Annotated in this window: 1 protein-coding gene; it reads left to right on the top strand. The window is 37.2% G+C overall.

Annotation, left to right across the window (positions count from 1 at the left end; genetic code table 11):
- The first annotated feature begins 346 nt into the window (after positions 1-346).
- Positions 347-1,453, top strand: a complete 1,107-nt coding sequence (locus ACXM1Q_RS09190) for an iron-containing alcohol dehydrogenase family protein (protein WP_458517796.1) — start codon at positions 347-349, stop codon at positions 1,451-1,453.
- Positions 1,454-1,741: the final 288 nt, after the last annotated feature.

Below are 1,741 nucleotides of genomic sequence, written 5' to 3'. Positions count from 1 at the left end.
CATGTTTCCATTATATCATACAAGCGCATACAACACAAACAAAATCTAGCGAGAGCTTTAAAAAAATCCAGTTCTATCAAGTAATTGAACTGGATCGGCTACAACATAAACTGATAAACTCGGGATTATAACCCAAAATCCTACTTTGAGACAGGTTTTAGCCTATCAAAAAGAACCTCATCAAATCTGAAATTTACATGAATGATTCCCTTACACCTCCATTCATACTACGAATTTATTTCAAGACCAAATCAAGACTATCAATACGATTGAATTTTCAGAAAATTATTGTTTAATTCTTAAAAAAATATATAATGTTAGTAACCAAATGAAATGAGGTGATGCAATGACAATGATGATGCCCAATTATTCAGTCGGTGATGACTGCTTCAAAGATATTCCAGATGTCCTTCAGAATTATCAAATTTCAAAAGTTGTTTGTATCGGTGGAAAAAGAGCCTTAGCCAGTTCTTCTGAAGAAGTTGTGGCAATCCTTGAGCAAGCACATATTGAAGTGACAGATGTCATTGTATATGGGACGAATTCTACTCAAGCAACCATCGACCGTCTTATTTCCACACCATCCGTTCAAGAAGCTGAAGCCATTATTGGCTTCGGAGGTGGAAAAGCAATAGATACTGTAAAAATGGTCGCTCTAGAAACTGGAAAACCTTGTTTTACCATCCCTACAATTTGTTCCAACTGCTCTGCTGCTACAGCAATATCTGTTATTTACAATGAAGATGATACGGTAAATCGATATGGTTACCCAGAAGCTCCACTACATATTTTCATTAATACCCGAATCATTTCACAAGCCCCTGAAAAGTACTTTTGGGCCGGGATTGGAGATGGGATTTCCAAAGGACCTGAGGTCGAACACGCCTCAGTAGCCTTTGAGAAGCAAGTAGCCTATCTACCTCACACAGCGGTTCTTGGCAGAGCTATTGCCTTATCCTCGAAAGAAGCCTTTTACCAACATGGAGAACAAGGGCTTCAGGACGTTCGTGCCCATCAAAGTAGTCAAGCTGTTGAAGAGATTGCCCTTGCAATTTTGATTTCAACAGGATATGCTTCAAATCTAGTCAACCAAAAAGAATTTTATCTAAATTCAGCCCATGCACACGCATTTTACAATGCTAGTTTAGCAATCCAACGACCAGGAGAATACCTACATGGTGCTGTCGTAGCTTTTGGTGTCCTCGTTTTACACGCCTACTACGAAGAGGAACAGGCATTCAATCAAGTTCTCCACTTTAACAAAAGACTGAATCTGCCAATCACTCTTGCAGAGCTAGGACTAACAAGTGAAAACATTCCAACGATTGTTGAAGCGGCAATACAGACAAATGAATTTCATCATCTTCCATTTGATACTGAAAAATTTGCCCAAGCAATCATTAAGGCGGATAAATTCGGTAGAGATCTTATAAAAACAGAAACTAATCACTAAAAAATAACCTGTGACATTCCATGTGAATACATTAATGTCATAGGTTTTTTGCTTTCTAACACTCCATTATCAAGTCAGTATCTATAGATTCCGTTATTTCTTCAGAAAATTTCTTGTTATTCAAAGGAAAACGACCCTATCTCACGAAAAAGAAACTCGCTAATATACTCTTTTAGATTATAAACTGTATATGATATACTGTTTTTATGGCATACGGAATTGATTTTAGAAAACGGGTCCTTGAATATGTTAAAGAGGAACATACACGTAAAGAAACAGCAGCTTTAT

The organism is Streptococcus sp. 10F2, assembly GCF_054331515.2.
This window is presented reverse-complemented; position numbering and strand designations above follow the sequence as displayed.